Origin of the sequence: Vitreoscilla filiformis, from assembly GCF_002222655.1 — a bacterium.
GTDB classification, from domain to species: Bacteria; Pseudomonadota; Gammaproteobacteria; order Burkholderiales; family Burkholderiaceae_C; genus Ideonella; species Ideonella filiformis.
In genome coordinates, this window is sequence record NZ_CP022423.1 from 855,872 (window position 1) to 879,653 (window position 23,782).

The following is a 23,782-nucleotide window of genomic DNA, read 5'->3' on the forward strand; positions in this document are numbered from 1 at the left end:
CCCATGGGCGCCTTTTTTCTTTGGTGCGTCATGCCTTAGCGCTGTGTCGGCCCTGCATAAAGGGAAGGCAAACACGGCTGTGGCCAAGCCGGCGCGGCACGGCGCATCGGGCCATTGGCGCTTTGCTGGCCGCATTGCCAAGCGCTGAGCCACTCCGGCAGGGTGCGGCTTGGTTCCGGGCCGAGCCCCCGCACCACACAGGCACTCGCCGCGCCTGTGGCTGCCACCGCTTGCATTTGGGCGCCGGACAAAATACCGCCAATCGCCACCACCGGCGCGGGGGCCATGCGCACCCACCAAGCCAAGTTGCCCAAGCCTTGGGGATGCCAAGGCATGTCCTTGGTGACCGTGGGCCACACGGGGCCACACGCGATGTAGCTGGGACGCCAGCCGGCTGCCCGGGCCAATTCCCACAGGCTGTGGCTGCTCAAGCCCAGGCGAATGCCGTTGGCTTGTGCTTGGCGCAGCGTCTGTCGGTCTTCGGCGCTGAGGGCGAGTAAGTCGGATTGCCCCAGGTGCAGCCCCGGCGCGCCCAGTCGCAAGGCCAATTGCCAGTGATCGTTGATGTACAGCGCAGCGCCAGCCGCATCGGTGGCGGCTTGTGCAGCGCGAATCTCCAGTGCCAGCGTGGCATGCCAAGCGGCATCGTCAGGGGCTTGGCCCGGCGCCGCCTTGATGCGAAGTTGGATCGTGGGGGCGGGGGCATTCGAAGCAGTCGCTGCTTGCAGCACGGCATGGGCGCGCTGTGAACTGTCCACGATGGCATACAGCCCCGGCACATGAGGGACACCCGGCACTGGCCAAGACACCGCATGGTCAGCGACACCTGTCTCTAAAGGCGGTAAACCCAGGGCAGTGCGGGTGGGGGGTTGGCGTTCATCCCACAACACCGGCAGCAAGGACGGGTCGAGCACAAAACGCGCATCGGCTCGCACCGGGCCAGGGCCCGCACCCGCACCGATGGGGCGTGCCCGGCGCAATGCATCGGTGGTCAACATCTTGGCCAAAACGGCGGCGTCAGCGGCGCAAAACCCCCGGGCCAGCGCGGAAGCCAGCCCCGATGCAAACGTACACCCCGTGCCATGGGTGTGGGCGGTGGCCACACGCGGGGCGGTCAACCAGCCACACGCTTCGGGGGTGGCGAGCCAGTCGTGGCACAAGCCGGTTTCGGGCGAGTCGCCGCCGGTGATGCACACGCTTTCCACCCCCAACGCCCGCAAAGCCTCGGCCATGGCGGGCAGGGTGCCGGCGTCCAACGGATCGGGGCGGCCCAGCAGTTGGGCGGCTTCGCGGCGATTCGGGGTCAGCACGGTGGCGCGGGGCAACAACCATTCACGGTAGGCTTGAAGCGTGGCCTCATCGGCAAAACCCGCGCCCGTGCTGGCGCGCAGCACCGGATCCACCACCAACGCCACCGGCCCCCGCTCACGCAGCGCATCGACCTGACGCGCCACCGCGATCACCGTATCCGCATGGCCCAGCAAACCCGTTTTGATGACGCAGGGCGGCAGATCGTCGGCTAATGCGGCCATTTGGGCACCCAAACTGGCCAGCGGTTGCACGTCGATGCGCTGCACGGCGCGGGTGTTTTGCGCCGTCACCGCCGCCACGATGGGAGCCAGGTGGACGCCGCACGCATCCGCAGCCCGTTGGTCAGCGGCCAGGCCGGCGCCGCCGCCGCTGTCCGTCCCTGCGATGGCCCAAAGAACGGGCCAAGCGCCCTCGTGTGTGTCGGTGATGCACGTCGTCAGATTCATCCGCCGATTGTCAACCGATCAGGAAGGGCCGCCCACCCACCGGTGTGGTGGCCACGGCCATGGATTGGGGGGCCATCACACCGGCCTCGTAACCCAAGCGCCCAGCATCCACGGCACGCCCGAAGGCATCGGCCATGCGCACCGGGTCGCGGGCTTGCGCCACGGCGGAGTTCAGCAGCACGCCATCCAAGCCCAGCGCCAGCGCTTGCACCGCATGCGCCGGCTCGCCGATGCCGGCATCGACGATCAGCGGCACGTCCGGCAGGCGTTCGCGCAGCGTCTTCAAGGCAAAGGGGTTGAGCAGCCCTTGGCCGGAGCCGATGGGCGCGCCCCAGGGCATCAACACTTGGCAACCCACATCCAGCAGGCGCTGGCAGGTCACCAAATCGTCGGTGCAGTAGGGGAAGACGTGGAAACCGTCTTTCATCAAGCGTTCGGCGGCGGCCACCAGCTCCCAGGGGTCGGGTTGCAGGGTGTGTTCATCGCCCACCACTTCGAGCTTGAGCCAGGGCGTGTCGTACAACTCACGCGCCATGTGGGCCAGGGTGATGGCCTCTTGCGCGGTGCGGCAGCCGGCGGTGTTGGGCAGCAGACGCGCCCCTTGGGCCTTCAACACCGGGCCGAGGCTGGCGATGAAACCGTTGTCGCCGCCAGCGGCCAGGGTGCGTTTGAGGCCCACCGTCACCACCTGGGTGCGGCTGACGCGGATGGCTTCGGCCAGCACGGCGGGCGACGGATAACCCGCCGTGCCCAGCAACAGCCGGCTGGTGAGCGTGACGCCGTAGAGCGTCCACGGCGTGGGCGCTGCGGAGGAAAGGGAATCGCAAGTCATGGCGTTCAACCGCCGACGATGGCGGCAAAAGTGGTGAGCGCGTCACCGGGCTGGAGTTCGGTGCTGGCGCGCAAGGTGCGCGGCAGGAACTGCGCGTTGAGCGCGGTGGCGATGCGGGTGGCCTCGCCTTCGGCCAGGCCGGCTTCGGTGAGCAACTGCTGCACGGTCAGGCCGGGGCGCCAGGGGTGGGGCTCGCCATTCAGGGTGATGAGGGGGTTAGACATGGGTGGCGCCCCCTCTCCCCAACCCCTCTCCCACGAGGGGAGAGGGGCTTTGCGTTGCGGAAGTTGGCTCCCTCTCCCCTCGTGGGAGAGGGCTGGGGAGAGGGGGCAGCGCATGGGCCAGCCCCGTTCGCGCCAGCGCATCCACCAACAGCGCAGGCGAGAGCAACCAGCCGTGGCGATACAAACCATTCAGCCGCAACAAACCGGGTTCGACTTCGCAGCGCGGGTTGTTGTCCGGCAGCGCCGGGCGCAGGTTGGTTTCGAGGTGCAGGATGCGCGCCTCCGCCAACCCAGGCAGGACGCTGTGCGCCGCAGCCATCAGCTCCACGGCGCTGCGCAGGCTGACGGGCGAGCGATCCTCGCTTTCCACCTCGCTGGCGCCGATGACGATGCGCTCCCCCGGCCTCGGCACCACATACACCCGATGCCGTGCGTGCAACAGGCGCATGGGCCGGCGCAGTACCACACCGGGCGCGTGCAGCGTCACCACCTCACCGCGCACGCCGCGCAGGGTTTCGGTGAAAGGCTCGCCCGGTTCGGCGTGCAGCTTGGCGGCATCGGCTTGACGGGCGCCCAGGCCGCGCAGATCCAAAGCCCAGTCGCAGGGGTGGCGTTGGCCGTCGGCGGTGCGCACGGCGCCCGGTTCCACCGCCGTGACGCGGTGGCCCCAGTGCCAGGCTACGCCGGGCGCTTCATCGGCGAGGGCGCGCAGCATGTCCGCTGGCAGCACCTGGCCTTCGCTGGGCAAGTACCAGGCGCGCAGGCCGGGTAGCACGTCCGGCTCCAGCTCGGCGAGCTGGGCGCGGCTCAGGCTTTCCGGTACCGGCAGCACGGCGTGCAAAGCCGGGGCGGCACGCAGGCGGGCCAGCACGCGCTCGGCGGCGCCCGCGTCCGGCCCGTGGGCCAGCAACAGGCTGCCGTGGCGGCGCACCAGCGGGTGGCCGTTCTCGCCTCGGGCGGCGAGTTGCGCCGCCACCGTATCCCACAGCGCCAAGCCTTGCCAGCCGGCCAGGGCGATGGCCGGTTCGGCGTGATCCAGCTCCGCCAGCGGGCTCAACATCCCGGCGGCGGTGAAACCCGCCGGGCCGCGCCCATCGCTGCGTGGCTCGGGGCCGCTGGCCGGATCCCACACACTCACCCGATGCCCGGCGCGTGCCAGCGCCCAGGCCGCCAAGCGGCCCAGCACGCCCGCACCGGCGATGCCGATGTGCAGTGGCGTGCTCATCGTCAAGCCTTTTCAGCCGGGGTGATGGGGATGTAGAACTCGCCGCCCGCCGCCTTGAACTCGGCAGATTTTTCGGCCATGCCCTTCTCGGCGTAATCGCGCACATCCTGCGTGATCTTCATCGAGCAGAACTTCGGCCCGCACATCGAGCAGAAATGCGCTTCCTTGCTCGAATCCTTGGGCAGCGTTTCGTCGTGATACGCCTCGGCGGTTTGCGGGTCCAGGCCCAGCGCGAACTGATCGCGCCAGCGGAATTCAAAACGCGCCTTGCTCATCGCATCGTCGCGGGCGCGCTGGCCGGGGTGGCCCTTGGCCACGTCCGCCGCGTGCGCCGCGATCTTGTAGGCAATGATGCCGGCCTTCACGTCGTCCCGATCCGGCAAGCCCAGGTGTTCCTTCGGTGTGACGTAACACAGCATCGCCGTGCCCATCCAGCCAATCATCGCGGCACCGATGGCGCTGGCGATGTGGTCATAACCCGGCGCGATGTCGATGGTGAGCGGGCCCAGGGTGTAGAACGGTGCTTCCTTGCAGTGCTTCAACTGCTCGTCCATGTTGGCCTGGATCATGTGCATGGGCACATGGCCGGGGCCTTCGATCATGGTTTGCACGTCGTGCTTCCAGGCGATCTCGGTGAGTTCACCCAGGGTGCGCAGTTCGGCGAATTGGGCCTCGTCGTTGGCGTCAGCGCCGGAGCCGGGGCGCAGGCCATCACCCAGCGAGAAGGTGACGTCGTAGGCCTTCATGATCTCGCAGATTTCCTCAAAGTGCGTGTAGAGGAAGTTCTCCTTGTGGTGCGTGATCATCCACTTCGCCAGGATCGAACCGCCCCGCGAGACGATGCCCGTGCGGCGCTTCGTGGTCATCGGGATGAAGGGCAAGCGCACCCCGGCGTGGATGGTGAAGTAGTCCACGCCCTGTTCGGCTTGTTCGATCAGCGTGTCGCGGAAGATGTCCCAGGTCAGGTCTTCAGCAATGCCACCGACCTTTTCCAGCGCCTGGTAAATCGGCACGGTGCCGATGGGCACGGGCGAGTTGCGCAAGATCCAGTCGCGGGTGGTGTGGATGTTTTTGCCGGTGGACAAGTCCATCACCGTGTCGCCGCCCCAGCGGATCGACCACACCAGCTTTTCCACTTCCTCTTCAATCGAAGACGTGACCGCCGAATTGCCGATGTTCGAGTTGATTTTCACCAGGAAATTGCGCCCGATGATCATCGGTTCGACTTCCGGGTGGTTGATGTTGGCCGGAATCACAGCGCGGCCATGGGCCACCTCGTCACGCACGAACTCGGGGGTGATGATCTCGGGAATACGGGCACCCATGGCGTTGCCCTTCAAGCGCGCTTCGCGTTCGGCGTCTTGCAGGTACTCGCGCATCCACTCGCGCTTGCCGTTTTCGCGGATGGCGATGTATTCCATCTCCGGCGTGACGATGCCCTGACGGGCGTAGTGCATCTGCGTTACGTTGCCGCTGAGGTTGGCACCGGCCTTGGCGCGACGCGGTGCGCGTTGCAGGCTGGCGGCTTGGGCGCGCAGTTGTTCGATGCGGCTGGCGTCGCGGTCTTCGTGCTTGCCGCCGTCGTCCAGCGCCACGCGCTGGCGGCCGGTGTAGGGCTCGGTGTCGCCACGCGCTTCGATCCAGTCGGCGCGCACCGAGGCCAGACCTTGGCGCACATCAATCGCCACGTTCGGATCGGTGTAGGGGCCGGAGGTGTCGTAAACGGTGACGCGCTCGCCGCTGGTCAGGGCGATTTCACGCATCGGCACGCGGATGTCAGCGCGGCTGCCTTCGACGTAAACCTTGGTGGAAGCGGGGAACGGCTCACGGGTCAGCGTGAGGAGCTGTTCGAGCTTGTCGGGGGCGTTCATCGGGGCGATCTCCTGGGGCACGGGGGGACGGTGTGTGCTCCGAAGGTGCCCCGGGGATGCGATGCGGCCCACCTTGCTGGCAAGGAGGCAGGGCACGCAACACCCAAGCGGGCGGGCTCTTCTTACGCCGGTACGAACCGGATCAAGTACAGCGGGTTTGGCCATTCGGCCATCTCAGCGCAGCGGACGGGGCGATTTTCTTCAACCGCACCACCCGGGGCACCCCGGAGCGAGCGCGGATTGTGGGCAAGCCACAGGAATTGCGCAATAGGCGAGTTTCTTCGTCCAACTCAATACGGCGGCAGATAATGAGAGTTATTCTTGTTTAAAGCCAACTCACACCTCATCGCCACGGACTTGCCATGCTGTTAGCTGAACTGCCTTTGGGGACGCCTGCCACGGTCGAGCAGGTCACGCCCGCCAGTGCGGACATTGACGCCGCCGTGCTGCGCCGCTTGGCCGAACTCGGTTTCTTGCCCGGGGAACCCGTGCGCGTGGTGCAGCGCGGCCCCGGCGGGCGTGAACCGCTGGCGGTGCAAGTCGGTGACACCATGTTCGCCCTGCGCTTGCTGGAAGCGCGTTGCATCACGGTGAGCGTGCAAGGGGCGTCCGCATGAACGCCGCTGTTTTGCAACCGGGCTTGGCCACGCATCCGCTGAGTGTGGCCCTGGTCGGCAACCCGAACTGCGGCAAAACCGCGCTGTTCAACCTGCTGACCGGTGCGCGCCAAAAAGTGGCCAACTACGCGGGCGTGACGGTGGAGCGCAAAGTCGGCCACGCCAAGCTGGAGAATGGCCGCCATGTCGCCGTGATCGACTTGCCCGGCACCTACAGCCTGCACCCCGCCACCGCCGACGAAGAGGTGACGCTGGAGGTGCTCGAAGGTCGGCGGGCCGGTGAAGATGTGCCCGATCTGCTCGTGGCCGTCGCCGATGCCACCAACTTGCGCATGAACCTGCGTTTGGTGCTCGAACTCAAGCGCCTGGGGCGACCCATGCTGGTGGCGCTCAACATGGCCGACGTGGCCCGGGCACGCGGGCTGAGCATCGATGTGCAAGCCCTGTCGGACGAGTTGGGCTGCCCGGTGGTCGAGACCATCGCTGTGCAGTCGGGTGGCGCTGATGCCTTGCGTGCGGCGTTGACCCACGCCCTGGCCCGCCTGCCCGACGAGCCCTCAATGCTGGATTCTCCCAGCCACGGCGTGGCCCTGGCCGGCCCCGATGCCGATGTGTTGAGCTTGCAGCGCGAGGTGCGGCGCATCTTGGCCCGGGTGGCGCCCAACGCGATGCAACAACCGCGCTTCGATCAACGCCTCGATGCTTGGGTGATGCACCCCGTGGTCGGGCCATTGATTTTGGCGGCGTTGTTGTTCGTGGTGTTTCAGGCGGTGTTTGCCTGGGCCAGCGTGCCCATGGACGCCATCGAAGCCGGCATGGGCTGGCTCGGCCAATGGCTGACCGCCCACATGGACGAAGGGCCGCTGCGCAGTTTGCTGGTCGATGGCGCGGTGGCCGGGGCCGGGGGCGTGCTGGTGTTTTTGCCGCAGATCCTCATCTTGTTCTTCTTCATTTTGGTGTTGGAGGATTCGGGCTACCTGCCGCGTGCGGCGTTTTTGCTGGACACCTTGATGGGCAAGGTGGGCCTGTCGGGCCGGGCGTTCATTCCCTTGCTGTCGAGTTTTGCGTGTGCGGTGCCGGGCATCATGGCCACGCGCAGCATCGTCAATTGGCGCGATCGGCTGGCGACGATCATGATCGCCCCACTCATGACTTGCTCGGCCCGCCTGCCGGTGTATGCCTTGTTGATCGGGGCCTTCATCCCAGACCGGGCGGTCGGCCCCTTCAATTTGCGTGGGCTGACGCTGTTTGGGTTGTATGTCGCCGGGGTGCTGTCGGCTTGCTTGGTGGCGTGGAGCTTCAAGCGCATTTGGATGAAAAGCCGCTACCAGCCGCTGATGCTGGAGTTGCCCCCGTACCGCGTGCCCAGCGTGCGCAACCTGGCGCTGGGGCTGTGGGAGCGGGCGCGCATTTTCATGGTGCGGGTGGGCACGATCATTTTTGCGCTCACGGTGGTGCTGTGGTTCTTGGCAAGTTACCCCGAAGCACCTGCCGGATACACCGAGCCAGCCATCTTGCACAGCTTTGCCGGGCGCATTGGTCAGGCGATGAACGTGGTGTTCGAGCCGGTGGGGTTCAACTGGCAAATTTGCATCGCTTTGGTGCCGGGTATGGCGGCGCGTGAAGTGGTGGTCGGGGCGCTGGGCACGGTGTATTCGCTCTCCGCCGCTGGCGATGAGGTGGCCGACGCGCTGTTGCCCATGCTCACCCAGCAATGGCACCCTGCCACGGCCTGGGCGCTGCTGGCGTGGTTCGTGTTCGCGCCGCAGTGCCTCTCGACGTTGGCCACGGTCAAACGAGAAACCAATTCGTGGCGTTACCCGCTCATCATGAGCGCCTACTTGTTCGGCTTGGCGTATGCCTCGGCCTGGGTGGCGTTTCGGGTGGCCAATGCGGTGGGAGCCTGAACATGCAAACCGTGGCGGTCGGCCTCATTGTGGGGGGGGCCTGGGTGCATGTGCTGTGGACGCTCATGCCAGCTCGGACGCGGCGGGCGCTGGCGCGCTGGCTGTTGGCCCAGCCCATCGTGGCCGAAAACCGCTGTCTGGCCATTGGGCGGCCCTGGCTGCGCCGGCATGGCGAGGTCAGCGGTGGCTGTGGCTGCGCAGGGTGCGACGCGGGTTCACCTGCCCGCGCCGGGGCCGTGGCGGTGATCCGCTTCCATCGCCAGCCACCTAAAACCTGACGATCCAACGCGGGTCACCTGGCGCAGAATCAGGTGCTCCTGTGGTAATCGCCAGAAATCGCGCATGAACCTTGCCCGTCGCAGCCGGTATTGCTGGTCTTTGGGGGCCATTGGGGGCTTGCTGGTGGTCGCCTGTGGGGCGGCGGTGTGGGCGCAAGAACCCCCGGTCGTGCCCAAGCCGACCCAACGCTTGGTGGTGGCGTTGGACGACAACTATCCGCCCTATGTGTTTCGGGACGAAGCGGGGCATCTCCAGGGTTATCTGGTCGATTGGTGGGCGCTGTGGTCACGCCAAACCGGTGTGAGCGTGACGTTGCGGGCCTCGGATTGGGTGCAAGCCCAGTCCGACTTCAAATCGGGCCACGCCGATGTGTTGGACACCGCGTTCATCACCCCCGCCCGGCAGGCGTGGATGGCGTTTTCGGCGCCCTACGCAGAAATTCGCGTGCCCATCTTTGCGCATCGCAGTGTTCAAAACATCGAGGGTTTGGCGGCGCTGCGCGGCTTTACCGTGGGCGCCAAAGCTGGAGACGCCTGCATTGAGCAGTTGCAAGCGCAGGGTGTCACGGCCATCGAAACCCGACCCAGCTACGAGGCGTTGATTCAAGCAGCGTTGCGTGCCGAGGTGCGGGTGTTCTGTCTGGATGCCCCGCCAGCGCATTTTCTGCTGGCCCGTCATGGTGCGTTGGAGGATTTCCGCGAGGCGTTCACGCTGTACCAAGGGCAGTTTCACCGTGCGGTGCTCCAGTCTCGCGCAGCGGTTTTGCGACAGGTGGAGACGGGGTTTGCGGCCATCCCGGCGATCGAGCGTGAGCGTTTGCAGCAAAAGTGGATGGGGCAGCCTGTGGTGATGCTGTCGGTTTGGGGGCGCTGGTTCGCCTACGGGCTGGCGGGCGGCTCGCTGTTGGGCGGGATGCTGCTGCTGTGGAACCTGTCGCTGCGGCGCCAAGTGGCGCGCAAGACGGCTGATTTACAAGCCGCCCATCAAGCCACGATCGACGCCAAAGCCCAAGTGGATGATCTGTTGACGCAGACCACCGAAGCGCGTGATGCGCTGGCGCGCAAGGTGACCGAGCAGCAAGCCACCGAACGCGCCCTGCGGCAGCAGCGGGAAATGTTGGATCTGTTCATCTGCCACGCCCCGGCGGCCCTGGCGATGTTCGACACGCAGATGTGTTATCTGGCGGTGAGTCGGCGTTGGCTGCGTGATTTTGTGAGTTTGGACACACCGGTGCTGGGGCGTTGTCACTACGAGGTATCGCCAGACGTTCCGGCGCACTGGCGCCAGGTTCACGCGCTGGCGCTGACCGAAGGGGTGGTCACACGGCGCGAGGAGGATCGCTACGAGCGAGCCGACGGGCGGGTGGTGTGGTTGCGCTGGGAGGTGCGGCCTTGGTGGGACGTGGAAGGTCGTGTGGGTGGAGTCATCATCAGTTCGGAGGACATCACCGAGCACCAGCGCTTGATCCAAGAATTGCAGCATCACCACGAGCACCTGGAAGCCTTGGTGGCCCAGCGCACCCAGGAGCTGGCGACGGCCAAACAGGCCGCCGAGGTGGCCAGCCAAGCCAAGAGTGCTTTTCTGGCCAACATGAGCCACGAGATACGCACGCCGATGAACGCCATCGTCGGTTTCACCCATTTGCTGCAACGCAGCTTGCGCGAGCCACAGCAGCAGCACCAGCTCCAGCGCATTCGAGATTCCGCCGACCACTTGCTGGCGGTGATCAGCGACATCCTCGATCTGTCCAAAATCGAAGCTGGCAAGCTGGCGCTGGAGATGACGGTGTTTGAGCTGGCACCCTTGCTGGAGCGCACCGCCGCGCTGGTGAGGGAGCGTGCCCAGGCGCAGTCGCTGGACTTGGTGGTGGAGGTGCTGCCTGCGCAGTTGCAGGGGCCGTTTCTGGGGGATCCGACCCGCTTGAGCCAAGCCATCCTCAACTACTTGGGCAACGCGGTGAAGTTCACCGAACGGGGGTTTGTGCGTTTGAGCTGCCACAGCGGGGCCCACAGTGACGATGGGCAGCGCGTGGAAATCCGCATCGAGGTGCAGGACACGGGCCCCGGCCTCGCGCCCGATGTGCAAACGCGCCTGTTCACGGCGTTTGAGCAGGCCGACAACTCCACCACCCGCCTGCACGGTGGCACCGGTTTGGGGTTGGCCATCACCCGCCATTTGGCGTCGCTGATGGGTGGACGTGTCGGGGTGGAGAGCGTGCCGGGGCAGGGCAGCCGGTTTTGGTTCACCGCCTGGTTGACTCGTTCGGCCCAGCCGCCAGCGCCCTTGCTGGTGCAACACGCGCCGGAGGCGGTGGAGGTGCAACTGCGGCGCCGTGCGTTGGGGGGTCATGTGCTGCTGTGCGAGGACAACGTGGTCAACCAACTGGTGTCGCAGGCGCTGCTGGAGGCGGTGGGTTTGCGGGTCAGTGTGGCCGACAACGGGGCCGAGGCCGTGGAGCGCGTGCAGCACACCCGCTACGACTGGGTGTTGATGGACATGCAAATGCCCGAGATGGATGGTTTGGAGGCCACGCGCCGCATCCGCGCCCTGCCGGGCACGTTGGGTTTGCCCATTCTGGCGATGACGGCCAATGCGTTCACGCAAGACCGGGAAGCCTGCCTGCGTGCGGGCATGAACGATTTCATCACCAAGCCGGTGGATCCCCCGACGCTGTACGCCACCTTGTTGCGGTGGTTGCCGCCGGTGCTGGAGGGGTCGGCACAATCGGCGCCATGATCAAAGTTCTGAGCGTGAATGTGGGGGCCGTGCAAGCGATGGAGATCGCGGGCCGGCGGGTGATGACGGGCATGCACAAGCGCCCTGTGAGCGGCCCCGTGGCCTGCCGAGCGTTGGGTCTGGCGGGCGACGAGCAAGCCGACTTGACGGTGCATGGTGGGTTGGCCAAAGCGGTCTACGCTTACCCGAGTGAGCATTTGGCGTTTTGGCGCACCGTGCGGGCGCAGGCGCGTGTGGCGGCGTGGGATACCGAAGTGCCAGCGGGTTTGATGGGGGAGAACCTCACCCTCGCCGGGGTGAGCGAGCGCCAAATGTGGATCGGTGATCGATGGCACTTGCCCAGCGGCTGCACCCTGGTGGTGAGTGAGCCGCGCCGGCCCTGCTACAAATTCAACGAGGCGATGGGTTTTGCCAAGGCGTCCAAGCTGATGGTGGAGTCTGGGTTTTGCGGCGTGTACTTGGCGGTGCTGACGCCGGGGGACATTCAAGCCGGCGATGAGGTCACGTTGGAGCCGGGCCCGCGTGAGCTGTCGTTGGTGGACTTGTTCCGTTCACGCACCGCTGGGCGGCATTTCGGCTGAGGGCTCGTCCGGCAGCGGATCGATGCCTTCAAACACATCGACCAGGGGCACCGTGCAGCCGATGCTGGCGCATTCGAGCGCGGGGGCGGTGCTGAAGTCGTGCAGCGTGAACAACCCATGGGCGGAGTCGCGGCGAAACAGCAGCACCTCGCGGGTTTCCGGGCTGACCAAGACATATTCGCGCAGGCTGGGCAGGCGGCGGTATTGGGCGAATTTTTGGCCTCGGTCGTAGGCTTCCGTCGAGGGGGAGAGGACTTCGGCGATGAGGGTCGGGGCGGTGAACTCCCGTTCCGTGCGCAGGTCTTGCCGGTCGCAAGTCACGAACACATCGGGGTAGAACAGCGCATCGTCAGCCACGCGCAGTTTCATGGTCTCCATGAGCACCGCGCACGGCGTGCCGCGCAGGTGCTGGCGGAAAACCATGTACAGATTGCCTGCCACCAAGTTGTGAACCCGCCGCGCCCCGACCATGGCGAAAGTCTCGCCATGCAAGTATTCATGGCGTTCGGGCTGGGTTTCTTCCCAGGCGAGGAAGTCTTCCAAAGAAAACCCCGGTTGACGCAGTGCATGTCCCATCACGATCTCCTTGTGAAGCCGGGCGCGGCCCGGCCAACTCACCCTTCCAACTGCCTCTGAAACACCAACCCCGCATGCTCGCGCAGCGCGTGGAACTTGATCTTCGGCCAATTCTCCTGAATCGCACGCAACTCCCCGGCATATTCCAGCAGCAGCGTCGGGGCATCGACGGCATCCAGCGCCAGGCGGTGGCTGTTGTGGTCAACGAAACGCTTCAACTCGACGTCACCACCATCGGCCGGATCGCAGGTCACCCAGCGCGCCACATTAAAACGCGCCGGCATGATGCGCGCCTTCACCCCATATTCATGCTCCAGCCGGTGCGCCACCACTTCAAACTGAAGCTGGCCCACAGCGCCCAGCAGCAGCACGCTGCCAGCCATCGGGCGGAACACCTGAATCGCGCCTTCTTCACCCAATTGCGTCAAACCTGCGCGCAATTGCTTGGTTTTCAGCGGGTCGGCCACTTCCACCGAGCGGAACAGCTCGGGCGCAAAAAACGGCAGCCCCGTGTATTGCAGCGCTTCGCCTTCGGTGAGCGTGTCGCCCAGTTGCAGCACGCCGTGGTTCGGGATGCCGATGATGTCCCCCGCGTACGCTTCTTCCAGCAATTCGCGCTTCTGGCTCATGAAGGTCACCACCGTGTTCGGGCGAATCGCCTTGCCCGAGCGCACCACCTTCAAATTCATGCCCCGGGTGAATTTGCCCGAAGCCACACGCACAAAAGCGATGCGGTCGCGGTGCGCCGGGTCCATGTTGGCTTGGATTTTGAACACCACCCCCGTGAACTTCGGTTCTTCCGGCTTGACCACGCGCTGGATCGCCGCCCGCTCGCCCGGCGCTGGTGCCAGATCGACCAGCGCATCCAGCACCTCTTGCACCCCGAAGTTGTTCACCGCAGAACCGAAGAACATCGGCGTTTGGTGGCCGGCCAAAAACTCAGCTTCGTCGAAAGCCGGAGCGGCTTCGCGCACCAGCTCGATTTCGCCGGCGGCCTGCTCATACACATCCCCGAAGCGTTCGGACAGCACCGGGTTCTCAAGGCCGTCCACGATTTCCTCGGTGCCCGCCACGCGGTCTTCACCGGGGGTGAAGACGCGCATCTGATCCTTGCGCAAGTCCAGCACACCGCCGAAGAATTTGGCCATGCCGACCGGCCAGGTGAAGGGCACCACCGTCATGCCCAGCTCGCGCTCGATCTCGTCCATCAAGGCCAAAGGCTCTTGCACCTCGCGGTCCATCTTGTTGACGAAGGTGAGGATCGGCGTGTTACGCGCCCGGCACACCTGCAACAAGCGCCGCGTTTGCGGTTCGACACCGTTGGCCGCGTCGATCACCATCAGCGCCGCATCCACAGCCGTGAGCACGCGGTAGGTGTCTTCGGAGAAGTCCTGGTGGCCTGGGGTGTCCAGCAGGTTGATGGTGCAGCCCCGATATTCCATCTGCATCACGCTGGAGGCCACCGAGATGCCGCGCTGCTTTTCGATTTCCATCCAGTCGGAGGTGGCGTGGCGGCTGGCCTTGCGCGCCTTGACCGAGCCGGCAATTTGAATCGCGCCGGAGAACAGCAGCAGCTTTTCCGTCAGCGTGGTTTTACCGGCGTCAGGGTGGGAAATGATGGCGAAGGTGCGGCGCTGGCGCACCTGTTGGGCGAGTTCGGCAGACATGGGCGGCGTCCCGATTCCGAGCGGGAACCGGGGTGGGTCAAGCAAAACCGCGAATTATCGGCGGGCCAGCCGCCACGCTTCGAGCCGCCACAGCCAGCCTGTCAGCATCAACACCACCAAGTAGCGCACGACATGGAAAGCCGTCACCATCGGCACCCCCAGCTGCAAGGTGCGCGCTGTGAGGCTCATCTCGGCAATGCCCCCGGGAGAGGTGCCCAGCACCACCGTGGCCGGATGCAATCCAGCCAGCGCCCCCAGGCCCACCGCGAACAGCGCCGACAGCCCGATCATCCCCAGCGTGCCCACGGCCACGCTCAACAACCAGCGCGGCCCACTGCGCAAAAACGTGGGCGTGAAACGGGTGCCCAGCGCCACCCCGATGAACACCTGCCCGAGGTTGGTGAACGCCAGCGGCAGTGCCGACAGCGTCACCTCATTGGCGGTGAGCAGCACCGTCACCAGCAGCGAACCCAGCACAAAAGGGCTGGGCCGATCCAGTTTGAGCATCACCCAGCAGGCGCTGGCCGTCAGGACGATCAGCCACAGCAGGCCGGTGGGGCGCACATCCCGCACCGCTGGGGGCACCGCATCCAGCCCGTGCAAACCTGAGAACTGAAACGCCAGCGGGATGAGCGTCACCACCAGCAACACCCGCAGCGAATGCGCCGCCGCCACCCGATCCACTTGGGCGCCGTGGCGTTCCGCCAGCAAAGCCATCTCCGACGCCCCGCCCGTGGCCGCCGCAAAAAACGCCGACGAAGGGTGAAACCCGCCCGTCGCAGCCTCCGCCGCGTGACGCCACAGCAAAAAACGGTAGAAGCCGTAACTCAGCCCCAGCGCCCACACCACCCCCAGCGCGATGGCCCAACTCACCTGCGCCATGGCGTGCAGCATCGTCGGGGTGAAGTACAGGCCCAGCGTGGTGCCGATGGCCCACTGCCCCACGTCCCGCAGCCGGCGCGAGGCCGCCAGCGCCACGCCGTTCATGCTCAGGCCCGCACTCAGCAACAAGGGGCCGAGCATCCACGGCAAGGGCAAATGCAGCAGCGCTGCCAGCGCCCCCGCCGCGCCGGCCAGCGCGAGGGTGATCGAGATGCGGGCCGGCTGGGAAGCACGGGCCAGGTGCCCGTTCAACCGATCCCAACCGTTCATGTCACGCCAAGGTCGGATAAGTGAGGTAGCCGGCTTCGCCGCCGCCGTAGAGCGTGCGCACGTCCAAGGCGTTCAGGGCAGCGCCTTCGCGCAGGCGCCGGCCCAAATCCGGGTTGGCGATGAAGGGCTTGCCAAAGGCCACCAGATCGGCGCTTCCGTCGGCCAGCACCTGGGCGGCCAGGGCGGCGGTGTAGCCGTTGTTCACCATCCAAGCCGGCGCGTGACCCTGGGCACTGCGGAAAGCGGCGCGCAACGCAGCGTAATCAAAGGTGAGACCTTGCGCCGACAAGTCACGCGGGCCGCCCGTGGCACCTTCCACGACGTGGACATAAGCCAGTTGCAGCGGCGCCAATTGGCGGGCAACGTGTTCGAACAGCGCTTGCGGGTTCGAGTCTTGGCCGATGTCGTTGGCGGGGCTGATGGGCGACAGGCGCAGACCCGTGCGCCCGCCCCCGATGGCCGCCACGATCGCTTCGGTGACTTCGACCAACAAGCGGGCGCGGTGGTCGATGGTGCCGCCATAGGCATCGGTGCGGTCGTTGACGCTGTCGCGCAGGAACTGTTCGAGCAAGTAACCGTTGGCGGCGTGGATTTCGACACCGTCAAAACCCGCTTCGATGGCGTTGCGGGCGGCTTGGGCGTAATCGGCCACGATGCCAGGCAATTCCTCGGTGGCCAACGCACGCGGCGCCGACACATCGGCGAAACCGCCTTGGATGTAGGTCTTGCTGTTCGCCCGCCGGGCGCTGGCGGACACCGGGGCCGCCCCGTCCGGCAACAGCGACGTGTGCGAAATGCGCCCCACGTGCCACAACTGCACCACCACCTTGCCGCCTTCGGCGTGGATGGCGTCCGTCACCTCCCGCCAAGCGGCGATCTGTTCGGGCGTGTGCAGGCCGGGGGTGTCCAGATAGCCATGCGCCATCGGGCTGATGGGCGTGGCTTCGGTGACGATGAGGCCGGCGCCGGTGGCCGGGTTGGCGCGCTGGCGGTAGTAGGTGGCCATCATCGGCGTGGGCACTTGGCCGAAAGCGCGGTTGCGGGTCAGCGGCGCCATCACCAGGCGCGAGGCCAGGGCGATGTCGCCGACCTGGCAAGGGGTATCAAGGGTGAGGTTCATGGCGAGAAGCCTACTGCACCTGCGATGCCGAGGTGCCCTCTGGGGTCAGTCCGGAGGCGGCTTGGGAGGCGCTCAGGGCCACCGCGTCGGTGGCCTCGACCTCGGCCAGTGCAGGGGCAGCGATGCCGACACGCGCCCAGTCCACCCGATCCCAACCCAGTTCGCTGAAAAACTGCCGGGCCAACTGCTGGTAACCCGGCACGCTGAAGTGGATCAAATCGCGGGCCATCAACGCTGGGGTTTGGCGCACCCACTGATAGGCACTGCCCAGGCCGCCCATGGCGGTTTGCATGCTCCAGACTTTGCAACCGAAGTCCTGTGCCACTTGGTGCTGCAAGCGCCCGATGTCGGCGTGGATGCGTGAAAAGCGCAGCAAATCCTCCGAACCGGCACTGCCGCGCCGCACCAGCGTGCCGCGATCACCGGGGGCAATCAGCACACAGGCCGCCTGGGGAAACAGCGTGCGCAGCTTGCCCACGGCTTGACGCAGGTTCTGTTGGTACGTGGGGCCGTCGAGGCTGCGCACATTGCCTTCGTTGGTGCCATATTCGAGCATCACCACGTCGTAGCGGGTGTCTTGGAACCAGTTGCCCAGATAGGCCAGGTCGGCTTGGCGCCAAGCGTTGGCGGTGGCCCCGGGGTAGCCAAACACATCCAAGATCAGCGCCGGGGACGCGCCTGCCGGGGCCGCCCCGAACGCCAGTCCGTGCCAACGCAAGGCCCCTTGCAGAAGGCGCAAGCGCAGTTGCGTCACAGGGGTGTCGCGCAGCAGATCGAGTGCGGCGGGGCCGGCGGGGCCACCGGGCAGTTCGATCATGTACTCCTGCCCCCCATCCAGGCTGATGGCGAGTTGAATCGGGGTGGGCGTTTGCTGGTACAGCAAGCGCAGCGGGCGGCGTTCGGGTTGCCCGGCGGCGTTGCGCAAGTCCAGCGCCAGCCACGATCCCGCCTCACTGGTGCTGAGGTTGACCAAACCCGGCCCCGGTGCGGTGCCGTTGCCGCTGAGATAACCCGGCTCATGCCGCCAACCAGCAGACAAACAACTGCGCCGCAACGGCAGGCGAATCCCCGGTCGGTTGATGCTGCCCGGCAGGAAAGAAGCCTGCACCCGCTCAGGCGGCAGCCCCGTTTGACGCACCAAGGTGTCGGTGAAAAATCCGGCGGCCAAGTGGCTGTCGCCCCAGATCGCCACGCGCAAGGGGGTGCGACGGCCCGCAGTCAGGCCGCGCAGCACGTCGTCCAGCCGGTCTTGCGCGGGGGCGAAGGCCAGCGGATTGCCGTTGGCAGCGTCGCGGGCCAGATCGCGCAAGGAGGCGGCGACGCTGTCCGCGTCCGGAATGTCGAGCGGATCGGACGCCGGGGGCGCTGCCGGGCGGGCGGCGCGGCTGGCCACCGCGCTGGGCGTGGCCACGCTGGGGCAGCTCAGATCGGCCACGACCGTGCTGTGGGTCGGCCCGCTGGGTAAACGCACCTGAACCCGAGCCAGTGGCAGCAAGGACGGCGCAGTGGGGGCCGACAGCGCCGCATTCGACGCGGCCATCCAGACCCCTGCCAACGCGGCAGAGGCCCATCGAAGGAGAGACGGTTTCATCATGGCGAGGGGGTGGCTGCGGCGATGTGGGCCAGCAGCGCGGTCGAAATTTTGCGCAAACCGGCGGCGGTGAAGTGAATGCCATCGGCGGCGCGCAAGTCGAGCACGGGGGGCGTGTCGTCCAACGTGCGTTTGAAGGGCAGGGACAACGGGCCGATCAGCCCTTCGGTGGCCAGATAGTCGGTGCCGTGGGCGCGGGCGCGTTCGGAGAACACATAGTTTTGCACGATGGCCCCATCGCGCACCCGACCGTCGCGCATCGATGGCAGCCCGACCCAGATCACCCGCACGCCCCGCGTTTTGGCGTGGTTCAGCACCTCATCGACCCGGCTGGCGTAGTGTTCGGCCCACTGCGGTGAGGGAAAAACCAGATGGCGGCCCGGCTCGTAAATGTCCCAGGGATCGTTCGGGCCGAGGAAGACGACCACCAAGGTGAGTTTCTTGGCATCGATTTCCTCGATGATGCGTGCCGGCCAATCAAAGTAGCGCTTGACCGTCAGGCCCGTGCTTTGGCGACTCAAATCAAAACTCTCCCAATCGGGATGGCGCTGGCTCAGGGTGCGGATCACCAAGGGCGCCACCCCTTGCATGAGTGAATCGCCCGCAAACAAGATGCGCTGCGGGCCCGGGGAGAGTTTTTGCTGTTGGAGCGACGGCAGGAACATCCCCATCGGCAAAGCGCGCACAACGTACACCTGCCGGCTTTTTTTCTTGCTGCCCAGGCTGGGCGGCGGGCCGCTGGCGGCGACCAAGTCCGAAGGGGCGGTCATGGGTTGGGGTGGGGTCGGCAGCCCGTCCAGGGCCGAGGAAGCGGAGGGAGTGCTGGCGTCGGCACTGGGGTCTTCGGTGTCGGCGTCTTCGTCGTGGGAAAGCCAAGCCCGCCACCCGTCGGCCAGGGTGAGGTGGTAGCGCGCATCGAAATAGCGCTCCAACGAGTCTTGCCCGGCCCAGCCGGTGAGCAGGCCGATGCACAGCAGCATGGCGCTGAGTTGCGGTGCGCCCGGGGCGCTCGAATCGCTCATGGATGGCTCAGAAACGGTAGTAAATAAAACTGGGCACCCCGTCGGGCCCGAGTTGGATGAGCAGCCAGAGCAGCGCACTCAGCACCGGCACCGCCCCGATCGGCCCCAGGGTTTGCAGCAGGCGCACCGCCCAGTGTTCCAGCGTCTGGGCGTGGCGGCTGAACCAGAAAAAGAGGCACGCGAACAGCACCAGGCCATGCACGGGCATGTCCCCAGCGCGGGCCCACTGCGGGAGCGTTGCCGGCAATTGGGTCAGCAACAGCCAGGCTTGATCCAGCGAGTCGGCGCGGAAAAACAGCCAGGCCAGGGTGACAAAACTCAGCGTCAGCCCCCGAGCCAGCCATGCTGGCCACACCGGCCAAGCCCGGTCGCGCCACAAGTTGAACGCCACCATGCCCAGCCCGTGCAAAGCCCCCCAGACGATGAACGTCCAGTTCGCCCCATGCCAGGCACCGCTGATGAGCATGGCGGCCATCACATGCCATTGGGTGCGAGCCCAACTGCCGTGCCGCCCCCCGAGCGGGATGTAGATGTAATCGCGGATGAAACTGGACAAGGACATGTGCCAGCGCTGCCAAAACCCCTGGAGGTTGCGGGCCAAATAGGGTTGCTGGAAGTTGAGCGGCAGCTCAAACCCCAGCAGCAGCCCCAGCCCGGTGACGATGAGGGTGTAGCCGCTGAAATCCAAAAAAATCTGCAAGGCATAACCCACCATGCCGGCCAACACCGCCAGGCCAGCGTGTTGTTCGGGGTAACGAAACACCGGGTCGGCGAAGGTTTCTGCCAGCCACGAGGCGCACACCAGTTTTTGCGCCAACCCCAGCAGGATCAGGTACAGGGCGCGCCAAGCCTCGTGCGGACGGCCAAAGCGGCCCGCATCCACCTGGGCGAAAAAGGGCTCGGCCCGCAAGATGGGCCCGGCAAACAACGTCGGCCAAAACCCCAGGAACAACAGCACCTGACCCGGCGGGCGCGGCGTGGCGCCAGGCTGGGCCATGCTCACCAAATACGTGATGGCCTGGAAGGTGAAAAAGGACACGCCCACGGGGGTCACCATGTCCAACACCGGCAGGGGCAAGTGGCTGCCCCAGGCGGCCAGCAGCGTGGCCAGGCTGGCGCGCAAAAACTCGTAATACTTGGCCAGCACCAAGAACAGCACGGCCAGCACCAAACCCACCCCCAGGGCCAGGCGTCGCCGTGACGGCGGGCCGATCAAGTCGGCGGGCGGGGCGATCCAGCGCCCCAGCGCCCACACCGCCACGCTGTAGCCCAACAGCACCCCCGCCAAAGACAGCGACCAAGTGGCATACAAACCGTAACCGCACAGCGTCAGCCCGGCCAGTTGCCAGCGTGGCCAGCGTGCCAAGGCCCAATACAGCGGGAAAAACAGCAGCGCCAGCAGCGCAAATTCGGGGGAAACAAAACTCATACGCCAACGGATCTGGGCCCGGTACGGTGAGGGAACAAGGTGCGCGAGCCTATCCCACTTCGCGGGGTTCGGAGGCTTTGGCTACAGTGCGGGGCCCTCACGCTCTGGAGAATTGTTGTCATGCTGGCTTACCGTCACGCTTTCCACGCCGGCAACCACGCCGATGTCCTCAAACACCTGGTGTTGGCGCAGGTGTTGCAGTACATGGTGGACAAAGGCAAACCCTTTCGGTACATCGACACCCACGCCGGGGCCGGCGGTTATTTGCTCAAGGGCGCGCAGGCGCAGAAAAATGCCGAGTACCGCGAAGGCATTGGCCGACTCTGGAGTCGGGCCGACATGCCAGCCCCCGTGGCCGATTACGTGCGCTTGGTTCACGATTTCAACCTGCCCGGCCCCGATGAACAGGGCAACCCGCCCGTGATCGAGAAAGGTTACACGCCGCCGCTGGCGCTGTACCCCGGTTCCCCGTCGATCGCCCGGGCTTTGTTGACGCCGGGTGATGCCCTGCGCTTGTTCGAGCTGCACCCCGCCGACGCACGCACGCTGATGACCCACTTCGGCGGGCGGCGCAACGCCCAAATCTTGAACGAGGATGGTTTTGCGGGTTTGAAATCCCAATTGCCGCCGACGCCGCGCCGGGCGGTGGTGCTCATGGACCCGTCTTACGAGCTGGTGGGGGATTACGGCAAAACCGTGGCCGCCCTGCGCGACGCCATGACGCGGTTTGCTGAAGGGGTGTATATGGTGTGGTATCCGCAAGTCAGCCGGGTGGAGGCGGTGCAGTTGCCCAAGCGCTTGTCGGCGTTGGCACCGAAGGGGTGGCTGCACGTCCGCATGACCGTGGCGCAGCCAAACCGCCAAGGGTTTGGGTTGAGCGGCAGTGGCATGTTCATCCTCAACCCGCCGTGGACGCTGCACGCCACGCTAGAAGCCGTGCTGCCGTGGTTGACCCAGCAGTTGGCACAGTTCGATGGTGCCAGTTATCACCTGGAATATCAGCCGGCGTGAGCGGCATGGCCGCTGTGCCCTGTCAGGCCGAGGCGCCCACGCAAGCGTTCCAACATACCCAACACGCGTGATGGCGCCGTCTGCGAGGGCGCATTCGCCGCAGGGGTGGCCAGGCGAACACGCGGCGTTTCTGGGGCAATAGGAAGCGCGGTGCTGTGGGCGTGCGGCATGGCGCTGCCGCCGTGACGCTCCAGCAACCCCAAGCCGTGCATGGCGTGCAGGAATTCGACGCACACCGGCCAGTCCACTTGGCTGTGGGTGGCCAGCTCTTGCATGGTCAGGTAGCGGGCGGAAAGGAAGGCGGCCAAGCGGCGAAACTCACTCCGAGCCGCCAGGGTGTGGGCCGCAGGCCAGCGCCGCAGACGCAAGCGGGTGTTCAGCTCAATGTGGATTTGATGGGCCAAAAACTGGGGCGCCAACAGATCGGCAGGGGCAGGCTCACTCAACGGAATGGCGTTGAGCAAGTCAATGAAATCTTCCAACTGCAAAGGGCGGCGCAGATGGTGCTGGCCTGGTGCAGGGGCGGGCGCCTCAGCCGGCAGGATGCGTACGCACAGGCCAGCCTCATGGGGCGGGGTGGGCACGTCGGGGGCCAGCAGGCACACGTCGGCCTCTGGATGGTCAGTGAGGTGCCAGGTGTGATCCAACCGGGCATCTTGGGCGAGCAGGCGCAGAAAAACGCGCACAACCCCTGCGTCCAACGGACGCAGGCCCACAAGGTGCAAACGACGTGAAGCGGACTTTGACATGGAACCCCTTTGTTGTTGCTGTTTTGTAACCAGTTGTTGGCGAGGGGATTTCTAACAGTGGTTTGTTGCTCGCATGTTGTCGCAGTGCGGATGCTTTGGCAATGCGGTGCAACTACCAAGATGGCCCTGCGTTTGTATGCAAGAGCAGCGTCAGCTTGGTTTCAAATTGTCACACTCTGAGGGTGCGCAGGGCCTCAAACCCTGTGGCCTCGCCTTTACGCACCATGCCCCGAGCGTTGCAAACCACGCGGGTTGGGGTCATGCCCGCCGTGCGTGGCACGGTGTGGTCGTGGCGGCAATGCACATGGCCGTGCAGCCACAGATCCGCCAGGGGCAGCAAATCGTCGTCTGCGTTGCAAAAGCTGGCCGTGCCAGGTTGGCGGCCAAAGCGCGGATCGGCACTGCGCAGGCTGGGCGCGAAGTGGGTGATGACCACTTGAGCATCCCAAGGTGGAGGCGCGGCGGTGGGGCGCAAAGCGTCGGCCAACCAAGCGCGATCGGCCAAACCCGCCTCGCGTACCGCAGCGGCATCGAACGGCTGACCACCGTTCACCGTGCTTTGTTGCACTTTTTGAAAATAGCTGGCCGCACGCATGGCCCGTGGCCGTTCGGCGGGGCCAAACAGGTCAAAGTCGCTCCAGCGCACGGTGCCGAGGAAACGCACGCGCCGGCCATCGTCTCCCGTGAGGACGATGTCCCGGTGCTCCAGCAAAATCAAGCCCAGGGCCGCGCAGCGTTCGTGCAAACCGGCCCAGGCGTCGGCCAGCTCACGCCGGTCAAATTCGTGGTTCCCGGCGACCATGAGCACGGGCACCGGCCAGTCCGCAAAGTGGGACAAACCGGCCCAGGTGCTGTCGATGTCCCCCGCCAGCACCAGCACCTCGGCATCGGGGGCGGGTTCGGGGGTGAACGTTTCCGTCTCTAAGTGAAGATCGGACAGCAACTGGATGCGCATGGGCCAAGGCCGCCGATGGATCAGGACTTGCCGAACAGGGACAGCCCTTGCGCCAGCAGCCCGCCGACGCCCGACTCACCCTCTTTGCCCGAGGCCAGCAGTTGCACGGCTTGCGGCAGCAGGGTCATCACGGTTTGCACCGCTTGGGCGGGGTCGATGCCCACCTTGCTGGCAATGGCTTGGATCACGTCGGAGCCGAGCACGGCTTGCAGTTGTTCTGCACTGATGGGCAAAGCGCCACCTTGACCCAACCACGATTGCAGGATCGCACCCAAGCCCTGAGCATTGAACAGTTCGGTCAGTTTGGGCAAGCCCCCGATGCTGGGTTGGCCCAAGTACTGCGCCAGCAATTGGGCAGCTTGGGGTGAGCTGGCCAATTCTTTCAGGCCCGTGGAAGCGATTGCGTCTAACCATCCCATGAGAGAACTCCTCAAAAAAAGCCGTGTGTGGCGTGGCTCGGGTTTCTACCACGCGGGCCATC

Annotated in this window: 21 protein-coding genes and 1 riboswitch; of the genes, 6 read left to right on the plus strand and 15 right to left on the minus strand. The window is 65.8% G+C overall.

Annotation, left to right across the window (positions count from 1 at the left end; all coding sequences use genetic code 11):
• Positions 1-35 precede the first annotated feature (35 nt).
• From thiD to thiC, 5 genes are read right to left on the minus strand one after another with little or no spacing between them, the layout of a single operon-like run.
• The gene (gene thiD, locus VITFI_RS04000) at positions 36-1,757 is read right to left on the minus strand and encodes a bifunctional hydroxymethylpyrimidine kinase/phosphomethylpyrimidine kinase (protein WP_089415889.1); all 1,722 of its coding nucleotides are present in this window, start codon (positions 1,755-1,757) and stop codon (positions 36-38) included.
• 10 nt (positions 1,758-1,767) lie between these two features.
• Positions 1,768-2,589 (minus strand): thiazole synthase, encoded by an 822-nt coding sequence (locus tag VITFI_RS04005; protein WP_089415890.1) that lies wholly within the window; start codon positions 2,587-2,589, stop codon positions 1,768-1,770.
• Positions 2,590-2,594: 5 nt separating this feature from the next.
• On the minus strand, positions 2,595-2,813 hold the full coding sequence (thiS, locus tag VITFI_RS17820; RefSeq protein ID WP_157725551.1) for a sulfur carrier protein ThiS: 219 nt from the start codon (positions 2,811-2,813) through the stop codon (positions 2,595-2,597).
• On the minus strand, positions 2,806-4,038 hold the full coding sequence (locus VITFI_RS04015) for an FAD-dependent oxidoreductase (RefSeq protein ID WP_089415892.1): 1,233 nt from the start codon (positions 4,036-4,038) through the stop codon (positions 2,806-2,808). Before VITFI_RS04015 ends, thiS begins: the two co-directional genes overlap by 8 nt.
• A gap of 2 nt (positions 4,039-4,040) precedes the next feature.
• Positions 4,041-5,909: a phosphomethylpyrimidine synthase ThiC gene (gene thiC, locus VITFI_RS04020; protein WP_089415893.1), complete on the minus strand. Its 1,869-nt coding sequence runs from the start codon at positions 5,907-5,909 to the stop codon at positions 4,041-4,043.
• Between the two features lie 102 nt (positions 5,910-6,011).
• A riboswitch (TPP riboswitch) is annotated at positions 6,012-6,146 on the minus strand.
• A gap of 125 nt (positions 6,147-6,271) precedes the next feature.
• Here thiC and VITFI_RS04025 point away from each other — a divergent pair.
• The 5 genes from VITFI_RS04025 to VITFI_RS04045 all read left to right on the plus strand — a co-directional run bounded on the left by VITFI_RS04025 (position 6,272) and on the right by VITFI_RS04045 (position 12,029).
• Positions 6,272-6,526, plus strand: coding sequence for a FeoA family protein (locus tag VITFI_RS04025; protein WP_089415894.1), 255 nt, complete (start codon positions 6,272-6,274; stop codon positions 6,524-6,526).
• The gene (gene feoB / locus VITFI_RS04030; protein ID WP_089415895.1) at positions 6,523-8,433 is read left to right on the plus strand and encodes a ferrous iron transporter B; all 1,911 of its coding nucleotides are present in this window, start codon (positions 6,523-6,525) and stop codon (positions 8,431-8,433) included. The genes VITFI_RS04025 and feoB overlap by 4 nt, the downstream gene beginning before the upstream one ends.
• Positions 8,434-8,435: 2 nt before the next feature.
• Positions 8,436-8,711 (plus strand): hypothetical protein, encoded by a 276-nt coding sequence (locus tag VITFI_RS04035; RefSeq protein WP_089415896.1) that lies wholly within the window; start codon positions 8,436-8,438, stop codon positions 8,709-8,711.
• Positions 8,712-8,775: 64 nt separating this feature from the next.
• Positions 8,776-11,448, plus strand: a complete 2,673-nt coding sequence (locus tag VITFI_RS04040) for a response regulator (RefSeq protein WP_089415897.1) — start codon at positions 8,776-8,778, stop codon at positions 11,446-11,448.
• Positions 11,445-12,029 (plus strand): MOSC domain-containing protein, encoded by a 585-nt coding sequence (locus VITFI_RS04045; RefSeq protein ID WP_089415898.1) that lies wholly within the window; start codon positions 11,445-11,447, stop codon positions 12,027-12,029. Before VITFI_RS04040 ends, VITFI_RS04045 begins: the two co-directional genes overlap by 4 nt.
• On the opposite strand, the gene VITFI_RS04050 is transcribed toward VITFI_RS04045, so the two are convergent.
• Genes VITFI_RS04050 through VITFI_RS04080 form a run of 7 tightly spaced genes read right to left on the minus strand, consistent with a single transcriptional unit; the run spans position 12,000 to position 20,586 of the window.
• Positions 12,000-12,605: a Uma2 family endonuclease gene (locus tag VITFI_RS04050; protein WP_089415899.1), complete on the minus strand. Its 606-nt coding sequence runs from the start codon at positions 12,603-12,605 to the stop codon at positions 12,000-12,002. The genes VITFI_RS04045 and VITFI_RS04050 overlap by 30 nt on opposite strands.
• 38 nt (positions 12,606-12,643) lie before the next feature.
• Positions 12,644-14,272 carry a peptide chain release factor 3 gene (locus VITFI_RS04055; RefSeq protein WP_089415900.1) on the minus strand — a complete coding sequence of 543 codons (1,629 nt, stop codon included), beginning with the start codon at positions 14,270-14,272 and terminating at the stop codon, positions 12,644-12,646.
• Positions 14,273-14,326: 54 nt separating this feature from the next.
• Positions 14,327-15,424 carry an AbrB family transcriptional regulator gene (locus VITFI_RS04060; protein ID WP_089415901.1) on the minus strand — a complete coding sequence of 366 codons (1,098 nt, stop codon included), beginning with the start codon at positions 15,422-15,424 and terminating at the stop codon, positions 14,327-14,329.
• Between the two features lies 1 nt (position 15,425).
• The gene (locus VITFI_RS04065) at positions 15,426-16,544 is read right to left on the minus strand and encodes an alkene reductase (RefSeq protein ID WP_089415902.1); all 1,119 of its coding nucleotides are present in this window, start codon (positions 16,542-16,544) and stop codon (positions 15,426-15,428) included.
• Positions 16,545-16,554: 10 nt separating this feature from the next.
• Positions 16,555-18,084 carry a GDSL-type esterase/lipase family protein gene (locus VITFI_RS04070; RefSeq protein ID WP_157725552.1) on the minus strand — a complete coding sequence of 510 codons (1,530 nt, stop codon included), beginning with the start codon at positions 18,082-18,084 and terminating at the stop codon, positions 16,555-16,557.
• 50 nt (positions 18,085-18,134) lie between these two features.
• On the minus strand, positions 18,135-19,157 hold the full coding sequence (locus VITFI_RS04075) for an SGNH/GDSL hydrolase family protein (RefSeq protein WP_089415904.1): 1,023 nt from the start codon (positions 19,155-19,157) through the stop codon (positions 18,135-18,137).
• A gap of 7 nt (positions 19,158-19,164) precedes the next feature.
• Positions 19,165-20,586: an MBOAT family O-acyltransferase gene (locus VITFI_RS04080; protein WP_089415905.1), complete on the minus strand. Its 1,422-nt coding sequence runs from the start codon at positions 20,584-20,586 to the stop codon at positions 19,165-19,167.
• Positions 20,587-20,706: 120 nt separating this feature from the next.
• Between VITFI_RS04080 and VITFI_RS04085 the strand changes: the two genes are divergently transcribed.
• Positions 20,707-21,597: a 23S rRNA (adenine(2030)-N(6))-methyltransferase RlmJ gene (locus VITFI_RS04085; protein WP_089415906.1), complete on the plus strand. Its 891-nt coding sequence runs from the start codon at positions 20,707-20,709 to the stop codon at positions 21,595-21,597.
• Here VITFI_RS04085 and VITFI_RS04090 read toward each other — a convergent pair.
• From VITFI_RS04090 to VITFI_RS04100, 3 genes are all read right to left on the minus strand, one after another.
• A complete protein-coding gene (locus VITFI_RS04090) occupies positions 21,585-22,346 on the minus strand; it encodes a hypothetical protein (RefSeq protein ID WP_157725553.1) in 762 nt (253 codons plus the stop codon). The two genes, VITFI_RS04085 and VITFI_RS04090, sit on opposite strands and share 13 nt — an antisense overlap.
• Before the next feature lie 169 nt (positions 22,347-22,515).
• Complete coding sequence (locus VITFI_RS04095; RefSeq protein ID WP_089415908.1) at positions 22,516-23,301, minus strand: metallophosphoesterase; 786 nt, start codon at positions 23,299-23,301, stop codon at positions 22,516-22,518.
• 20 nt (positions 23,302-23,321) lie between these two features.
• Entirely contained in the window at positions 23,322-23,720 is a 399-nt protein-coding gene (locus VITFI_RS04100; protein WP_089415909.1) for a YidB family protein, read from the minus strand.
• Positions 23,721-23,782: the final 62 nt, after the last annotated feature.

Excerpts from the sequence above, each read along its gene's own strand:
- thiD (WP_089415889.1), bottom strand. The coding sequence starts at position 1,757 with ATGAATCTGACGACGTGCATCACCGACACACACGAGGGCGCTTGGCCC.
- VITFI_RS04005 (WP_089415890.1), bottom strand. The coding sequence starts at position 2,589 with ATGACTTGCGATTCCCTTTCCTCCGCAGCGCCCACGCCGTGGACGCTC.
- thiS (WP_157725551.1), bottom strand. The coding sequence starts at position 2,813 with ATGTCTAACCCCCTCATCACCCTGAATGGCGAGCCCCACCCCTGGCGC.
- VITFI_RS04015 (WP_089415892.1), bottom strand. The coding sequence starts at position 4,038 with ATGAGCACGCCACTGCACATCGGCATCGCCGGTGCGGGCGTGCTGGGC.
- thiC (WP_089415893.1), bottom strand. The coding sequence starts at position 5,909 with ATGAACGCCCCCGACAAGCTCGAACAGCTCCTCACGCTGACCCGTGAG.
- VITFI_RS04025 (WP_089415894.1), top strand. The coding sequence starts at position 6,272 with ATGCTGTTAGCTGAACTGCCTTTGGGGACGCCTGCCACGGTCGAGCAG.
- feoB (WP_089415895.1), top strand. The coding sequence starts at position 6,523 with ATGAACGCCGCTGTTTTGCAACCGGGCTTGGCCACGCATCCGCTGAGT.
- VITFI_RS04035 (WP_089415896.1), top strand. The coding sequence starts at position 8,436 with ATGCAAACCGTGGCGGTCGGCCTCATTGTGGGGGGGGCCTGGGTGCAT.
- VITFI_RS04040 (WP_089415897.1), top strand. The coding sequence starts at position 8,776 with ATGAACCTTGCCCGTCGCAGCCGGTATTGCTGGTCTTTGGGGGCCATT.
- VITFI_RS04045 (WP_089415898.1), top strand. The coding sequence starts at position 11,445 with ATGATCAAAGTTCTGAGCGTGAATGTGGGGGCCGTGCAAGCGATGGAG.
- VITFI_RS04050 (WP_089415899.1), bottom strand. The coding sequence starts at position 12,605 with ATGGGACATGCACTGCGTCAACCGGGGTTTTCTTTGGAAGACTTCCTC.
- VITFI_RS04055 (WP_089415900.1), bottom strand. The coding sequence starts at position 14,272 with ATGTCTGCCGAACTCGCCCAACAGGTGCGCCAGCGCCGCACCTTCGCC.
- VITFI_RS04060 (WP_089415901.1), bottom strand. The coding sequence starts at position 15,424 with ATGAACGGTTGGGATCGGTTGAACGGGCACCTGGCCCGTGCTTCCCAG.
- VITFI_RS04065 (WP_089415902.1), bottom strand. The coding sequence starts at position 16,544 with ATGAACCTCACCCTTGATACCCCTTGCCAGGTCGGCGACATCGCCCTG.
- VITFI_RS04070 (WP_157725552.1), bottom strand. The coding sequence starts at position 18,084 with ATGGCCGCGTCGAATGCGGCGCTGTCGGCCCCCACTGCGCCGTCCTTG.
- VITFI_RS04075 (WP_089415904.1), bottom strand. The coding sequence starts at position 19,157 with ATGAGCGATTCGAGCGCCCCGGGCGCACCGCAACTCAGCGCCATGCTG.
- VITFI_RS04080 (WP_089415905.1), bottom strand. The coding sequence starts at position 20,586 with ATGAGTTTTGTTTCCCCCGAATTTGCGCTGCTGGCGCTGCTGTTTTTC.
- VITFI_RS04085 (WP_089415906.1), top strand. The coding sequence starts at position 20,707 with ATGCTGGCTTACCGTCACGCTTTCCACGCCGGCAACCACGCCGATGTC.
- VITFI_RS04090 (WP_157725553.1), bottom strand. The coding sequence starts at position 22,346 with ATGTCAAAGTCCGCTTCACGTCGTTTGCACCTTGTGGGCCTGCGTCCG.
- VITFI_RS04095 (WP_089415908.1), bottom strand. The coding sequence starts at position 23,301 with ATGCGCATCCAGTTGCTGTCCGATCTTCACTTAGAGACGGAAACGTTC.
- VITFI_RS04100 (WP_089415909.1), bottom strand. The coding sequence starts at position 23,720 with ATGGGATGGTTAGACGCAATCGCTTCCACGGGCCTGAAAGAATTGGCC.